Origin of the sequence: Reyranella soli, assembly GCF_007992495.1 — a bacterium.
In the GTDB taxonomy this organism is placed as follows: domain Bacteria; phylum Pseudomonadota; class Alphaproteobacteria; order Reyranellales; family Reyranellaceae; genus Reyranella; species Reyranella soli.
The window spans coordinates 1-14,958 of the sequence record NZ_BKAJ01000214.1; the positions used below are offsets into that span (position 1 = coordinate 1).

Here is a 14,958-nt window from a genome sequence, read left to right on the forward strand (position 1 = left end):
GCACGGCGCGCCGCCGGCAGGTCGACGCCGAGCCGTTGGCAGAACAGGTCGCCGCTTTCCGTCAGCTTCCAGTCGCGCGAACCCTTGGGCTCGATATGCCCGGCCTTGGTCAGCGCGTCGGTGACGGCGATGCCGACCTGACCCGCCAGATGGTCGTAGCAGGTGCGGCAGAAGCGCAGGTCGGGGTCTCTGCGCCAGGCGGCATGCATCGAGGCCGGCGGGGCGCGCGTGCCGGCGAGCGCCATCAGGGATTCGATGGCATGCGCCACGTCGGACGAGGCCAGCCGATAGAAGCGGTTGCGGCCCTGCGCGCGGGCGGCGAGCAAGTTGCCGTCGATCATGCGGGACAAATGTCCGCTCGCGGTCTGGGCCGTGATGCCGGCGGTGAGCGCGAGCTCGGACGCGGTATGGGCGCGGCCGTCCATCAGCAGCGACAGCATGGACGCGCGCGCCGGGTCGCCCATCAGGGCGGCGACTTCGGAAAGGGCGTTCACGGTGGTCATGGCGAAAATCTAGGCCCGCACGTGCGAGTCCGCCATGGTCAATAGTTCGGTGGTTGCCGAATGATCTTGGGGGCGCGGGCCGGAGGCCCGCGCCCCCTTAGCGCCACTTCGGATTGGCGATCGCGATCTTGTCGGCGATGGTCGCCTCGAGATGCGCCATCAGCGCCGTATCCCGCTCGTCGCGTTCGCCGGCGCGTAATTGGCGGGCGAGCTCGCGGTTGAGGTCGTCGAGGCTAGCGTCGCGGCCCAGCAGCTTCACGAGCCGTTCGTGCTCGCGCCGGTCCGCCGCCGGCCCCAACCGCGCTTCGCGCTCCAGGATGGCGAGCGAGTTCACGGCCACGCGCATCTGGAAGCCGAGCCGCGGTTCGACCTTGTCGAGCACGGGCGTAACCTCTTCGCGCAACAGGTCGGCGATGGCCGACAGGAGCTCGGCGGCGGTCGGACGATCCTGCGCCATCAGATCTTCTCCTTCAGGAGCTGCAGCAGGTCGACCTCCGTCTCCACCGCGCGGCGGCCGATCGAGGCGAGCTCCATCGACTTCACCGCGCCGCCGAGGTGCCGCCAGGCCTGCTGATGGCAGATGATGCCCCAGCGCACCGTGCCGAACACCTCCCACCAATGGGCGCGGGCCGGATCGACCTTGGCGCCGCCCGCTTTCTCGTAGGCCCTCCACAATTCCTCGCGGCTGCCGAAGCCGCCGGCCGGCTTGTCGACCGCGCCGAAGCGCCAGCTCTTCACGCACAGCCAGCCGAGATCCTCCACGGGGTCGCCGAGGTGAGCGCCTTCCCAGTCGAGGATCGCCGTCACGCCGCTTTCGTCGGCGAGATAGTTGCCCGTGCGATAATCGCCATGGACCAGCAGCGCTCGTTCGATCGGCGCAGGCTTGCGCCGATCGAGCCAGGACAGCGCCAGTTCGAACACCGGCTGCGGCTGGCTGAGCGCATCGAGGGCGCGCCGCAGGCCCGCGATGTGATCGGCGGCCTCGCGACGGACCAGCGCCGGCAGGCTCCCAAGCTCGACGGCATGGACGCGCGCCAGGATCTCCCCGAGCTGGCCCGCGATCAGACCGCGCGCCTTCTCGTAGGGCGGATCGCGCAGCAGCTTGCGGGCGATCGCCGTGCCGCCGATGCGGCGCATGACAAAAGCCTCGCCCAGCCCGTCCTGCGGCATCAGCTCGAACAGCACCTCGGGCGCGCGCACGCCGGCCTTGAAGGCGGCCTTCAGCACCCGGAATTCGGTCGCGCGGTCGAGGGCGGTGGCGGAACGGTCGCTCGCCTTGCCCGTGGTTGGCGGATCGCGGCGCAGGATGAGGCCATGGCGCTCGCCGCCGGCCACGGCGTCGAAGCTCCAGGTCTGGCGCGAGGCGCCGCCGGATTCGCGGCTCAGCCCCTCGATGACGGCAGGTCCGCCGAAGTACCGCGCGGCGGCACTGGCCAACACGCCGGCCACTTGATCGGCTTCGGACGCTGTGTGAACGGTCATTCACCGGACTGTGGCACAGGGCCGGCAGCGTGGTAAGAGGGCGCCCGCACAACGAGGAGACGCCCGGACGTGTCGACTGATTTCGCGGCCATGCATGGCCTTTATCTGGAAGACCTCACGGTCGGCATGTCGGCGATGTTCGGCAAGACGGTGACCGAGGCCGATATCGCGGCCTTCGCCGGTGTCTCGGGCGACACCAACCCGATCCATCTGCACGGCGGCTTCGCCCAGACGACGCGCTTCGGCCAGCGCATCGCCCACGGCATGCTGAGCAGCAGCTTCATCTCGGCGGTGATCGGCACCAAGCTGCCCGGTCCGGGATCGATCTACGTCTCGCAGACGCTCAACTTCACCGCGCCGGTCTCGATCGGCGACACGGTCACCGCGGTCTGCACCATCACCGACATCAACCAGGAGCGCCGGCGCGTGACGCTGAAGACGCGGTGCCTCGCCAGCGACAAGATCGTGATCGACGGCGAGGCCGTGGTGTTGGTGCCGCGCCGCACGCCGAAGAAATGATCCCGAGCTTCGACCACTGGCAGGCCACGCCCGCGCAATGGCAGGGCGGGGCGGTGGCGCTGGGCAACTTCGACGGCGTGCATCGCGGCCATCAGGCGTTGCTCGACCGCACAGTCGAGCAGGCCAAGGTGCTGAACGCGCCGGTCGTGGCGCTGACCTTCGAGCCGCATCCACGCCGCTTCTTCGTGCCGGACACCGGCCCGTTCCGCCTGACCCTGCCGCCGGCCAAGCTCCGGCTGCTGGAACAGTACGGTGTGCAGGCCGTGCTGGCGCAGCACTTCGACGAGGCCTTTGCCGCCCTGTCGGCCGACGCCTTCATCGACGACGTGCTGCTGAAGGGCATGGGCGCACGCCATGTCGTGTGCGGCTACGATTTCACCTTCGGCGCCCGCCGCACCGGCAATGTCGAGATGCTGCGCGAGAAGGGCCGGCAGAAGGGCTTCGGCGTCACCGTGCTCGATCCGGTGACGCACGAGGGCGAGATCTACTCCTCGACCCGCATCCGCGAGGCATTGCGCGCCGGCTGGGTCAGCGAAGCGTCCGACCTTCTGGGCCATTCCTGGGAGATCGAGGGCGTCGTCGAGCTGGGTGATCAGCGCGGCCGCACCATCGGCTTCCCGACCGCCAACGTCGCCCTCGGCGAGCACCTCAGGCCGCGCTTCGGCGTCTATGCCGTGCGCGCCCTGGTCGACGGCCCCAATGGTTCTGAGTGGCGTCCTGCCGTCGCCAACCTCGGCCGCCGCCCGACCTTCGGCAAGCTCAAGGAGAACTTCGAAGTCCACCTGTTCGACTTCGCGGGCGACCTCTATGGCAAGACGCTGCGCGCGGCGCTGATCGAGTTCATCCGGCCGGAGATGAAGTTCGGTGGCCTCGACCAGCTCAAGGCGCAGATCGCGGCCGACGGCGAGGCGGCGCGGCGTCTCCTCGTAGAGTGAGGATGTCACCCTCAACGATATCGCCGGCGTCGTTTTGCTAAAGCATAGCTCTTCCTCCCCATCGCAGATGGGGAGGTGGCCCGCAGGGTCATGGGCAACAGTACCGACGTTCATGATCCCTCCGCCTGCTGCGCGAAGCCGATGCGGTTTCGCTTCGGCGAAGGCTGGTCGGCGAAGACGCCGACACCTCCCAAGCTTCGCCGGGGAGGAAGAACTTCAGGTCGGACGATGATCACCCGCGTCGATGTAGCTGATCGGCGGCGTGTGCTTCTTGAAGAGCGTGCGGCTCTCGGCCTGCAGGCTGCGGAACACCGCCGGCGTGACGGTGAGCCCGGTGCTGGGCAAGGCGGCCGCGACGTTCACGGTCTTGCCGTAGACGTCGATAATCTCCTCGCCCGGGCTGCCGACCCGGCCGATCGCCACCGGTCCCAGGTGCAGCTTGACGACGATGCTGGTCCTGAAGCCGTGCTTGGCGAGCCACTCGCGCCCCGCCGATTGCACGGAGCGCAAGGCGGCCACGCCGGCGTCGGCTGCTTCGGCCGGGAAGGCAACCAGCCCAGCATCGCCCAGGGTCTTGATCAGGCGGCCGCCGGCGTCGCCGACGATCTGCCCGCTGAGGGAGAAGTAGCCCGCCATCGTCGCCAGCAGTTCCTGCGGCGGGGTCTTCTCCCCCACTGCAGGTGGTCCAATAGTGCGCCTCTATGGGACGCAAAAATTAGCCGAAGGAAACGTCCTGCACGGGACTGTAGTTGTTGTTCCGGACAAGAACTTGGGTTATATTATCGAGGCTTCGCGTAGCTTCCCGGCGGATTGACCCTCTCCGGCCCCATCCCTAGATTGATGCTCCTATGTTCATCGGGGCCCCTCAGGAGCGAATTATCCGCCCGGTCCGCTAGCGGCGGCCGGGTCGTTTTGCCTGTACGCGGCCATCATCCGGGTGGCTATTCTCTCGCTCCTCCTGCACCGAGTTTCTCGTGACAACTGACTATAAATCCAGCGTCTTCCTGCCCAAGACCGACTTCCCCATGCGCGCCGGCCTGGCCAAGAAGGAGCCGGAGCTCTTGAAGCGCTGGGCCGACATGAAGCTGTTCCATCGGCTGCGTGCCGAGAGCCGCGGCCGGCCCAAGTTCGTGCTGCATGACGGCCCGCCCTACGCCAACGGCAACCTCCATATCGGCCATGCGCTCAACAAGATCCTGAAGGACCTGGTCACGCGCACCCAGCAGATGTTGGGCAAGGACAGCCACTATGTGCCGGGCTGGGACTGCCATGGCCTGCCGATCGAATGGAAGATCGAGGAGGAGTACCGCGCCAAGAACCAGGACAAGGATGCCGTGCCGGTGGGCGAGTTCCGCCGCCAGTGCCGCGCCTTCGCCGATCACTGGATCGGGGTGCAGCGCGAGGAGTTCAAGCGCCTCGGCGTCGAGGGCGACTGGGAGAACTACTATTCGACCATGGCCTACGACTCGGAGGCCGTGATTGCGGGCGAGCTCGGCAAGTTCCTGATGAATGGCGGTCTCTACAAGGGCTCCAAGGCCGTGCTGTGGAGCGTCGTCGAGAAGACCGCGCTGGCCGAAGCCGAGATCGAGTATCACGACCATACGTCGGACACGGTCCATGTCCGCTTCCCGGTGGTGAAGTCGAAGGGCGGCAAGCTCGACGGCGCCTCGGTGGTGATCTGGACGACCACACCTTGGACGATCCCGGGCAATCGTGCGCTCGCCTTCGGGCCCGACATCGCCTACGCGCTGGTCGAGGTCGCCGAAGTGGGCGAGGGCAGCCGCGCCAAGGCGGGCGAGAAGATGGTGCTGGCCAAGGAGCTGGTCGGCGCCGTCGGCGAGACGGCGAAGTTCACGCCCAAGGTGCTGGGCGATCTGGCGCCGGAGGATTTCGACGGCCTGCTGGCCGCCCATCCGCTGCGCGGCCAGGGCTACGACTTCGACGTGCGCCTGCTGCCGGGCGGCTTCGTCACCGCCGATGCCGGCACGGGCTTTGTGCATATCGCGCCGGGCCATGGCGCCGACGACTATGAGCTGGGTGTGGCCAACGGCGTGGAAGTGCCCGACACCGTGGCCGAGGACGGCAGCTACTATCCGCACGTGCCGCTGTTCGCGGGCAAGAAGGTCTACACCGCGCAAGGTGTGCGGGGCGACGCCAACCGCGCCGTCAGCGACGCCCTCGACAAGGCCGGCAAGCTTCTGGCCTTCGGTCGCATCCGCCACAGCTATCCGCACTCCTGGCGCTCCAAGGCGCCGGTGATCTTCCGCAACGCGCCGCAGTGGTTCATCGCCATGGACAAGCCGATCGCCGAGATCGGCGGGACCTTGCGCGAAAAGGCACTGGCGGCGATCGATGCCACGCGCTTCGTGCCGCAGGCCGGCTACAACCGCCTGCGCAGCATGATCGAGCAGCGGCCCGACTGGTGCGTGTCGCGCCAGCGTGCCTGGGGCGTGCCGATCACCGTGTTCGTCAACAAGGAGACCGGCGAGCCCTTGCGCGATCCCGAGGTGATGGCGCGCGTCGTCGAGGCCTTCCGTGCCGAGGGCGCCGACGTATGGTTCGAAAGCCCGCCCGAGCGCTTCCTCGGCAACAAGTACAAGGCCGAGGACTTCGAGCAGGTGAAGGACATCCTCGACGTCTGGTTCGATTCGGGCTCGACCCACGTCTTCACCCTCGAGGGCAACCCCGAGCTGAAGTGGCCAGCCGATCTCTATCTCGAGGGCTCCGACCAGCATCGCGGCTGGTTCCACTCCTCGCTGCTGGAGAGCTGTGGCACCAGAGGCCGCGCGCCCTACGACGGCGTGCTGACGCACGGCTTCACGCTCGACGAGCAGGGCCGCAAGATGTCCAAGTCGCTGGGCAACATCACCGCGCCGCAGGCGGTGTGCGACCAGTACGGCGCCGACATCCTGCGCCTGTGGGTGGTCGGCACCGACTACACCGAGGACCAGCGCATCGGGCCTGAGATCCTGAAGCACCAGGCCGAGGCCTATCGCCGGCTGCGCAACACCTTGCGCTACCTGCTGGGCAGCCTCGCCGGCTATTCGGCGGTGGAGAAGGTGGCCTATGCCGACATGCCCGAGCTCGAGCGCTGGGTGCTGCATCGCCTGGCCGAGCTCGATGCCGCGTTCCGGCCGGCGGTCGACGACTTCGACTTCCACAAGATCGCGACCGAGCTGCACAATTTCTGCGCCGTGGATCTCTCGGCCTTCTACTTCGACATCCGCAAGGACGCGATCTACTGCGATGCGCCGACCGGCTTGCGCCGGCGCGCCGCGCGCACGGTGATGGCGGAGCTGTTCTCCTTCCTGACCGCGTGGCTCGCCCCCATCACCTGCTTCACCGCCGAGGAGGCATGGCTGGCGCGGCCCGACGATGTGCCGGATGGCGCCGCAGAGAGCGTGCATCTGCGGCTCTATCCCGAGATCCCGGCGGCGTGGCTCGACGCTGGCCTGGGCGAGAAGTGGAAGACGGTGCGGGCGCTGCGCCGAGTCGTCACCGGCGCGCTCGAGCTCGAGCGCGCCGAGAAGCGCATCGGGTCCAGCCTGCAGGCCGCCCCGCACGTCCATGCCACCAAGGAATACATCGCCGCCATGAAGGATCTCGACCTTGTCGAGCTCTGCATCACCTCGGGCGGCGAGTTGATCGAAGGCGAGCCGGCCGCGACCGACTTCAAGCTGCCGGACGTGCCGGGCGTCGGCGTGGCGCCGTTGCTGGCCGAGGGCAACAAATGTGCACGCTGCTGGCAGGTCCTGCGCGAGGTCGGCAAGTCGGCCAAGCACCCGCTGCTTTGCGAGCGCTGTGAAGGGGCGGTGAGCGAGGCATGATGAGGCGCATCGACCGCCAGGCCATGGCCCTGGTCGTGATCACCTTGATCGCCGACCAGCTCTCCAAGCAGCTGCTGCTCACCTACCTGGCGAAGGCCGGGGCCATCGTGCCGGTGGTCGACGGCTTCTTCCGGCTGGTGATCGTGTGGAACCGTGGCGTCAGCTTCGGCCTGATGGGCGACCAGGCGCTGCCGCCGTGGGTGCTGTCGGTCGTGGCCATCGCCGTGTGCATCGGCCTCTTCATCTGGCTGCGACGAACCGACCGGCCCTTCACAGGATGGGGCATCGGCCTTGTCATGGGGGGCGCCATCGGTAATGTTATCGACCGCGCCCGGTGGGGAGCGGTGTTCGACTTCGCCGATTTCCATATTGGCCATTGGCACTGGCCGGCGTTCAACATCGCCGATTCGGCGATCGTTGTCGGCGTCGGCCTGATGCTCATCGATTCACTCGTCGGCGAAAGACAACGCGCGCCCTGATGCGGCCATGATCAGTGGACAAAAGAAAAAGCCCGAAGGACGAACGATGCGACGCACGATCCTGATACCGGCAGGTCTTGCTGCCCTCAGCGCCCTCATGCTGGGCGGCTGCAGCATGTTCGAAAATCTCGGCGGCGGTAAGAAAGTGTCGCCCGACGAGTTCAAGATCGTCTCGCACTCGCCGCTCACCATGCCGCCCAACGCCGAGTTGCGGCCGCCGCGGCCGGGCGAGCCACGTCCGCAGGAAGTGACGCCGGCCGACCAGGCCAAGGAGGCGCTGTCGCCGGCGCTGGCGGCGCGTCCGCAACGCAACCAGGTCATGACCGGCGCCGCCCAGGGTCCCGGCCGCACCAGCGCCGAAGCCTCGCTGGTGCAGAAGGCCGGCGGCGGCAACGTCGATCCCAACATCCGCAGCCGGGTCAACCAGGACACCAAGACCATCAACGACACCGACAAGTCGTTCATCGACAGTCTGATCTTCTGGCAGGACTCGCCGCCTCCCGGCGTCGTCGTCGATCCGACCAAGGAGCAGCAGCGCATCCGCGACGCGCAGGCCGCCGGCCAGCCCGCCTCGGGCCCGACGTCGACCATCAAGCGGCGCCAGCGCGGCCTGCTCGAAGGCATCTTCTGAGGCCGGCAGCGCTCTCGCGCCGCCGCGCTCTGTTTGGTGGCCTGATTGCGATCAGCGCGCTCGCCCCGCCATCGATCGCGCGCGCCAAGCTTTTCTCGGTCGAGCGGCGCAAGTCCGAGTTCTTCACCCTGCCCAACGGCCTGCAGGTCGTGGTCCTGCCGTCGAGCCGCGCACCGATCGTCAACCAGCTCGTGGTCTACAAGGTTGGCAGCGCCGACGAGGTCTACGGCAAGACCGGCATTGCCCATTTCCTCGAGCACATGATGTTCAAGGGCACGGGCACGGTCGGGCCGACCGAGTTCTCGCGCATCGTCTCCAAGAACGGCGGGCGCGACAACGCCTACACGAGCTTCGACACGACAGGCTACTACCAGACGGTTGCGCCCGACCGTCTGGAGATGGTCATGCGCATGGAGGCCGATCGCATGGCCAACCTGCGCATCACCGAGAAGGAGCTGATCCCCGAGCGCCAGGTCGTGCTCGAGGAGCGTCGGATGCGCACCGAGAACTCGCCGGCGGCCCTCCTGGGCGAGGCGGTGCAGGAGCAGCTCTACGGCCGCCACAAGCCCTACGGTATGCCGATCTCGGGCTATGTCGACGACGTGAAGAAGCTCAGCGTCCACGATCTCGCGGCGTTCTATGCCAAGTGGTACATGCCCAACAACGCGATCCTGATCGTGGCCGGCGACACCACGGCCGACCAGGTGCGCAAGCTCGCCGAAAAGCACTACGGGCCGATCCCCCAGCGCAAGGTCGATCCGCGGCGCCGGCCGGGCGAGGGCGCTTCCGACCTGCCCCAGCGCGTCACGCGCGCCGATGCCCGCGTCGCCGAGCCGCGCTGGTCGCGCTACTACCTCGCGCCGTCCTACCACAAGGGCGAGAGCCAATACGCCTATGCCCTGGAGGTGCTGGCGCGCCTGCTGGGCGGCGGCGAGACCAGCCGGCTGTGGAACAACCTGGTGGTCGACCGCAAGATCGCCCTGTCGGCATGGGCCTCCTACAGCCCGTCGAGCCTCGGCCTCACCTCGTTCGACCTCGGCGTCCATCCGGCGGCGGGCACGCCCATCGTCGAGATCGAGAGCGCGGTCGGCGGCCTGCTGGGCAAGCTGCTCGATGACGGCGTGACCGCCGAGGAGGTCGAGCGGGCGCAGAACCAGCTGTTGGCCGCCGCCATCTATTCGCAGGATTCGCTGCAGAGCGGCCCGCGCATCTACGGCGGCGCGCTCGGCGTCGGCGGCACAGTGGCCGATATCGATGCCTGGCCGCAGCGCATCGCCGCCGTGACGCCTGCCGCCGTCGTCGCCGCCGCGCGCCATGTCTGGCGCGCCGACGGGCTCGTCACCTCGGTGCTGACGCCGCAGGAAGGCATGCGGTGAGCCGGCTGCTGCGTGCTCTTGCGGCGCTGCTCGTCGCGGTCCTCGTGCTGCCGGCCGCCGCCGGCGCGGTCGACATCAAGGCCGTGACCACACCGGCCGGCATCAAGGCCTGGCTGGTGCAGGACAAGAGCGCGCCTGCGGTGTCGCTCTCGTTCTCTTTCGCCGGCGGCACGGCGTCCGATCCGGCGGGCCAGTTGGGTGTCACCTCGCTCATGGCCACGCTGCTCACCGACGGTGCCGGGACGCTCACCGCGCAGGCCTTCCGGCAACGGCAGGAGGATGCCGCGGCATCGGTGAGCTTCAGCGCCTCGCTCGATCGCCTGGGCGGCGGCCTGCGCGTGCTGTCGGCCAACCGCGAGGAGGGTTTCGAGCTCCTGCGCATGGCGCTCACCCAGCCGCGCTTCGACAGCGACATGATCGAGCAGCGGCGCGCCCAGACCATCGCCTCGATCAACCAGGCCAACCAGCGTCCCAACTCGGTCGCCGCGCGCACGCTGATGGAGACCGAGTTCGCGGGCCATCCCTATGCCAACGATCCCGACGGCACGCCCGACGATCTGAAGAAGCTCTCGCAGCAGGAGCTCAAGCAGCGTGCGGCGTCGCTGTTGATCCGCAACGGCCTGATCGTGGCCGCAGTGGGCGACATCGAGGAGGCCGATCTCGCCCGCCTGCTCGACCGCGCCTTCGGCAGCCTGCCCGTGGGCACGCCGCCCGCCTTGCCACCCGAATGGAAGCCGCCGACCAAGGCGCGCACCGTCGTGGTCGAGCGGTCGGTGCCGCAGAGCACGGCCTTGCTGGCGCTGCCCGGCGTCGCCCGCGACGATCCCGACTGGTACGCCGCCCTGATCATGAACCACATCCTGGGCGGCAGCGGCCAGCAGTCGCGGCTGTTCAGCGAGGTGCGCGAGAAGCGCGGGCTGGCCTACGGCGCCTCGTCGAGCCTGCGCGTCTACAAGCGCGCGGCGCTGCTCGTGATGTCGACGGCGTCGGCCAACGAGCGCATCGCCGAGGCGCTGCGCGTGGTCAAGGCCGAGCTGGCCCGCCTGCGCGTCGATGGTCCGACCGAGCAGGAGGTCGCCGACGCCAAGACCTACCTCGCCGGCGCGCTCGCGCTGGCGCTCGATTCGTCGGGCGCCATCGCGGGCCTGCTGCATTCCATGCAGGTCGATGGCCTTGCCCCCGACCATCTCACCAAGCGCGCCGCCTTGATCGCGGCTGTGAAGATCGACGATGTCCGCCGCCTCGCCCGCCGCGTGTTGCGCGACGAGGCCCTGACCACGGTCGTCGTCGGCAAGCCGGTGGGTATCACCGCAGATCCGTAATAGCGGGATCGGCCCGCCAGTATCTTTCCCAGAGCCGGCGGGCGTAAGATGAGAATGCCATGAGCGCGCTACGCCGCCTTCCCTCGACCTTGGTCAACCGCATCGCCGCGGGCGAGGTTGTCGAGCGTCCGGCGAGCGCGGTCAAGGAGCTGGTCGAGAACGCGATCGACGCGGGCGCGCGTCGCATCGCCGTCGTCCTGAAGGAGGGCGGCCGCAGCTTCATCTCCGTGGTCGACGACGGTGTCGGCATGACGCGCGAGGAGATGGCGCTGGCCGTCGAGCGGCACTGCACCTCCAAGCTGCCCGACGACGATCTCAGTGACATCCGCACCTTGGGGTTCCGCGGCGAGGCCTTGCCCTCGATCGCCTCGGTGAGCCGCTTCGTCCTCACCTCGCGGCCGGTCGGCGCCGATACGGCCTGGAGCCTCGACATCGAAGGCGGCGCCAAAGGCGAGCCGCGGCCCGCGGCGCATCCCGCCGGCACGCGCGTGGAAGTGCGCGATCTCTTCTTTGCGACGCCGGCGCGGCTGAAATTCCTCAAGGAGCCGCGCACCGAATCGGGCCATGTCGCCGATGCCCTGCGCCGCCTCGCCATGGCCCATCCCGCCATCGCCTTCCGCCTGGAAAGCGAGGAGCGCACGCTGGTCGACCTGCCGGCGGCCAATCCCTCTCTGCTCGCCGGATCTGACGGGGAGCGGCCGGACGCGGCGCGGCTGGAGCGGCTGGCCGCCATCATGGGCCGCGAGTTCGCCGACAATACCGTCGCCATCGACGCCAACCGCGAGGGCTTCCGGCTGACCGGCTTCGCCGGCCTGCCAACGCTCAACCGGCCGACCGGCCAGCACCAGTATCTCTTCGTCAACGGCCGGCCGGTGCGCGACAAGCTGCTGGCCGGTGCGGTGCGCGGCGCCTACCAGGATTTCCTGGCGCGCGATCGCCATCCCATGGTGGCGCTGTTCCTCGAGGCGCCGACCGCGCTGGTCGACGTCAACGTCCATCCCGCCAAGACCGAGGTGCGCTTCCGCGACGCAGGCATCGTGCGCGGCCTGATCGTGGGGGCGCTGCGCACGGCGCTCGCCGCCGCCGGCCATCGCGCCAGCACGACCGTCGCCGACGCAGCGCTGGGCGCTTTGCGGCCGCACACGGGTTATTCGATGCCGCTGCCGATGGGGGGCGGTCACGGTTCGTCGGTGCCGCGTGGTCTTGCTGAAGCGGCCATGCAATTCATGTCGCCGTTCGACGCACCGTCGGCGCGCGTCGAGACGCCCACCGAAACATCGAACGGCAACGGCCAGCACTATCCGCTGGGCGTGGCGCGGGCGCAGCTGCACGAGACCTACATCGTCGCCCAGACCGACCAGGGCGTGGTGATCGTCGATCAGCACGCCGCGCACGAGCGGCTGATGCACGAGCGCCTGAAGGACCAGTTGCAGGCCGACGGCGTGAAGCGCCAGACGCTGCTGCTGCCCGAAGTCGTCGAGATCGGCGAGGACGGCGCGCGCCGCCTGGCGCAGCGCGCCGGTGAGCTCGCCGAGCTGGGCCTGGTGCTGGAGCCGTTCGGCTTGGGCGCAGTGGTCGTGCGCGAAATGCCCGCGGTGCTGGGCGAAGTCGACGTCCAGGGCCTGGTGCGCGATCTCGCCGACGAGCTCGGCGAGATGGGCGATCATCTGTCGCTCAAGGAGAAGATCGAGGAAGTGTGCGGCACGCTCGCCTGCCACACCTCGGTGCGCGCCGGCCGCCGCCTCACGGTCGATGAGATGAACGCCCTGCTGCGGCAAATGGAGGCGACACCGCATTCCGGCCAGTGCAATCACGGCCGGCCGACCTATGTAGAGCTGAAGTTGGCCGACATCGAGCGACTGTTCGGAAGGCGATGAAGCACATTCTGCTGGTGGCGTTCCTCTTGGCCACGACGACCCAGGCGTTTGCCCAGCCGACGCCCTCTTCGCCCCTCGACGGCCAATGGCGCGGCACGAGCGACGGCGGTTCGTGCAACGCCCCGCTCGACTTCGTGATCGTGATCGAGAACGGCTTCGTCGACGGCTCGGCCTACGACACGACCGCGCACGGTCCGGTGCCCAACCTCAAGAAGGCGCCACCGCCGGCACCGACGCCCGGCCTGTGGCAGATCCACGGCGTGGCCAAGCCAAGTGGCCCGTTTTCCCTGGTCAGCGTCGCCTCGGTGAAAGCCGCCGACCGGCGTCAGGGCAAGCTGACCGCGCGAAGCGAGGGTGCCAGCCTGGTGGTCAGCGAGACCACGGGCTGCCAGCGCACCGCGCGGCTGTCGCGCTAACTACAGAAGATCTTTTCCTCGATGCCCGTCAGCAGGCGGAAGAAGGCGTCCTGCGGCTTTTCCAGGACGAACATCGCCTTGGCGTCGAGCCCGAGGTTGATGCCGCGCAGCACCGCGCCGCTGACGCCGTGGCCGACGACGACCGTGCGCCTCTTCGAGGCGATGATCTCGGCCAGCACCTCGGCCGAGCGCCGGCGCAGCTCGGCATGGGTCTCGCCGCCCGGCGGGCAGTAGCCGTGCGGATCGGCGCGCCAGTCGCTGAGCGCCGTGGGATGCGTGGCCTCGATGTCCTTCCAGCTGAAGCCTTCCCACTGGCCGTAGCTCAGCTCGGCCAAGCGAGGATCGTCACGCCACTCGGCGGCATCGAGGCCGAGCTCGCGGCCGATGATCTCCGACGTCTCGCGCACGCGGCCGAGCGGGCTGCGCAGGAAGATCGTGGGGCCGGGCGTGCGCGCAAGCTCGGCCTTGAGCGTGCGGCCCATCGCCAGCGCCTGGGCGCGGCCACGCTCGGTGAGTGCTGAATCCTTGGTGCCCTGCATGCGCCGTTCGGTGTTCCACGCCGTCTCGCCGTGGCGCAGCATGTAGAGCGGAGCGTTGAGCGTCACGGCTTGCCTCGCAGGATCACGATCTTGGCCGCGCCATAGCGGCGCTCGTCGATCGCCTCGAAGCCCGACGGCGGCACGATGTCCTCGTTGTGCGCCAGCTCGACGGTGACGATGGCGTCCGGTGCCACCCAGCCCGCGGCGGCGAGCGCGCCCAGCGCCGGCGCGGCCTGGCCCGATCGATAGGGCGGATCGAGGAAGACGAGGTCGCAGGGATCGCGGCCGGGCGGCGGCCGCGTCGCATCGGCACGCACCACCTTGGCGGCGCCGGTCTCGCCGAGCTTACGCAGGTTCTCGCCAATCAGCTTGATCGCCGTCGCATCGTTGTCGAGGAAGGTCGCGTGCGCGGCGCCGCGCGATAGTGCCTCCAGCCCGAGCGCGCCCGAGCCCGCGAAGGCGTCGAGCACGCGCACGTCGATCAGGGGCGAGGTGCCGTCGTCGCGCCAGTTGGCGTGGGCCAGGATGTTGAACAGCGCCTCGCGGGCGCGGCTCGCCGTCGGGCGGGTGGCCTGGCCTTCGGCCGTGGCGATGGTGCGGCCGCGATGCTTGCCGCCGACGATCTTCAGCATCAGTGCCGCCGTCGGTGCGGGCGTGAAGGCGCTTTGGGCTTGGCCCAGCCGGCCTTGCGCGGCGGCGGCTTGACGCCCAGCAGGCTGGCGAGGGCCTGTTGCGGCACCTCCTCGACCTGGTTGCGATCGAGCTCGCCGAGATAGAACGGGCCGAAGGCGACGCGGATCAGGCGCATCACCGGCAGGTCGAGATGGGCGAGCACGCGGCGCACTTCGCGGTTCTTGCCTTCGGTGAGCGCGATCTCGAGCCAGGCATTGGTGCGCTGCTGGCGCTCGAGCTTGGCCTGGATGGCGCCATAGCGCACGCCCTCGATGGTGATGCCCTTGCCCAGCGCCGCGAGCCGCGCCTCGTCGACCAGGCCGTGCACGCGCGCGCGGTAGCGGCGGGTCCAGCCGTTGGCCGGCAGCTCCAGCTGCCGC

16 protein-coding genes are annotated in these 14,958 nt (G+C 68.9%); 9 read left to right on the plus strand and 7 right to left on the minus strand.

All coding sequences use genetic code 11. The annotated features are described in order from the left end of the window. The 3 genes from RSO01_RS42205 to RSO01_RS42215 all read right to left on the minus strand — a co-directional run. Positions 1–503, minus strand: a 503-nt coding sequence (locus RSO01_RS42205; protein WP_147156613.1) for an ArsR/SmtB family transcription factor, incomplete at its 3' end; no start/stop codon positions are given. Positions 504–600: 97 nt separating this feature from the next. Next, positions 601–960: a DUF6285 domain-containing protein gene (locus RSO01_RS42210; RefSeq protein WP_147156614.1), complete on the minus strand. Its 360-nt coding sequence runs from the start codon at positions 958–960 to the stop codon at positions 601–603. Beyond that, the gene (locus RSO01_RS42215) at positions 960–1,985 is read right to left on the minus strand and encodes a phosphotransferase family protein (protein WP_147156615.1); all 1,026 of its coding nucleotides are present in this window, start codon (positions 1,983–1,985) and stop codon (positions 960–962) included. The genes RSO01_RS42210 and RSO01_RS42215 overlap by 1 nt, the downstream gene beginning before the upstream one ends. Before the next feature lie 69 nt (positions 1,986–2,054). Here RSO01_RS42215 and RSO01_RS42220 point away from each other — a divergent pair, with 69 nt between their 5' ends. After that, entirely contained in the window at positions 2,055–2,504 is a 450-nt protein-coding gene (locus tag RSO01_RS42220; RefSeq protein ID WP_308933122.1) for a MaoC family dehydratase, read from the plus strand. Next, positions 2,501–3,439, plus strand: coding sequence for a bifunctional riboflavin kinase/FAD synthetase (locus RSO01_RS42225; RefSeq protein ID WP_147156616.1), 939 nt, complete (start codon positions 2,501–2,503; stop codon positions 3,437–3,439). Before RSO01_RS42220 ends, RSO01_RS42225 begins: the two co-directional genes overlap by 4 nt. A 216-nt stretch (positions 3,440–3,655) precedes the next feature. Here RSO01_RS42225 and RSO01_RS42230 read toward each other — a convergent pair whose 3' ends face one another. Beyond that, positions 3,656–4,114 carry an adenylate/guanylate cyclase domain-containing protein gene (locus RSO01_RS42230; protein WP_147156617.1) on the minus strand — a complete coding sequence of 153 codons (459 nt, stop codon included), beginning with the start codon at positions 4,112–4,114 and terminating at the stop codon, positions 3,656–3,658. Between the two features lie 350 nt (positions 4,115–4,464). Between RSO01_RS42230 and ileS the strand changes: the two genes are divergently transcribed. From ileS to RSO01_RS42265, 7 genes are all read left to right on the plus strand, one after another. Beyond that, positions 4,465–7,266: an isoleucine--tRNA ligase gene (ileS, locus tag RSO01_RS42235; RefSeq protein ID WP_218037632.1), complete on the plus strand. Its 2,802-nt coding sequence runs from the start codon at positions 4,465–4,467 to the stop codon at positions 7,264–7,266. Continuing rightward, positions 7,263–7,745, plus strand: coding sequence for a signal peptidase II (gene lspA, locus RSO01_RS42240; protein ID WP_218037630.1), 483 nt, complete (start codon positions 7,263–7,265; stop codon positions 7,743–7,745). Before ileS ends, lspA begins: the two co-directional genes overlap by 4 nt. Before the next feature lie 46 nt (positions 7,746–7,791). Beyond that, complete coding sequence (locus tag RSO01_RS42245) at positions 7,792–8,376, plus strand: DUF3035 domain-containing protein (protein WP_170303778.1); 585 nt, start codon at positions 7,792–7,794, stop codon at positions 8,374–8,376. Positions 8,377–8,525: 149 nt separating this feature from the next. Next, positions 8,526–9,752 (plus strand): M16 family metallopeptidase, encoded by a 1,227-nt coding sequence (locus RSO01_RS42250; RefSeq protein WP_218037631.1) that lies wholly within the window; start codon positions 8,526–8,528, stop codon positions 9,750–9,752. After that, positions 9,749–11,074: a M16 family metallopeptidase gene (locus RSO01_RS42255; RefSeq protein WP_147156621.1), complete on the plus strand. Its 1,326-nt coding sequence runs from the start codon at positions 9,749–9,751 to the stop codon at positions 11,072–11,074. The genes RSO01_RS42250 and RSO01_RS42255 overlap by 4 nt, the downstream gene beginning before the upstream one ends. Before the next feature lie 59 nt (positions 11,075–11,133). Beyond that, positions 11,134–12,951, plus strand: coding sequence for a DNA mismatch repair endonuclease MutL (mutL, locus tag RSO01_RS42260; protein ID WP_147156622.1), 1,818 nt, complete (start codon positions 11,134–11,136; stop codon positions 12,949–12,951). Next, complete coding sequence (locus tag RSO01_RS42265) at positions 12,948–13,367, plus strand: hypothetical protein (protein ID WP_147156623.1); 420 nt, start codon at positions 12,948–12,950, stop codon at positions 13,365–13,367. Before mutL ends, RSO01_RS42265 begins: the two co-directional genes overlap by 4 nt. On the opposite strand, the gene RSO01_RS42270 is transcribed toward RSO01_RS42265, so the two are convergent. From RSO01_RS42270 to RSO01_RS42280, 3 genes are all read right to left on the minus strand, one after another. Continuing rightward, positions 13,364–13,972 (minus strand): histidine phosphatase family protein, encoded by a 609-nt coding sequence (locus tag RSO01_RS42270; RefSeq protein ID WP_147156624.1) that lies wholly within the window; start codon positions 13,970–13,972, stop codon positions 13,364–13,366. The genes RSO01_RS42265 and RSO01_RS42270 overlap by 4 nt on opposite strands. Beyond that, on the minus strand, positions 13,969–14,538 hold the full coding sequence (gene rsmD, locus RSO01_RS42275) for a 16S rRNA (guanine(966)-N(2))-methyltransferase RsmD (protein WP_170303779.1): 570 nt from the start codon (positions 14,536–14,538) through the stop codon (positions 13,969–13,971). The genes RSO01_RS42270 and rsmD overlap by 4 nt, the downstream gene beginning before the upstream one ends. Further along, positions 14,538–14,958: pseudouridine synthase family protein (locus tag RSO01_RS42280; RefSeq protein WP_507763600.1), on the minus strand; the 421-nt coding region annotated here is incomplete at its 5' end. The genes rsmD and RSO01_RS42280, both read right to left, overlap by 1 nt.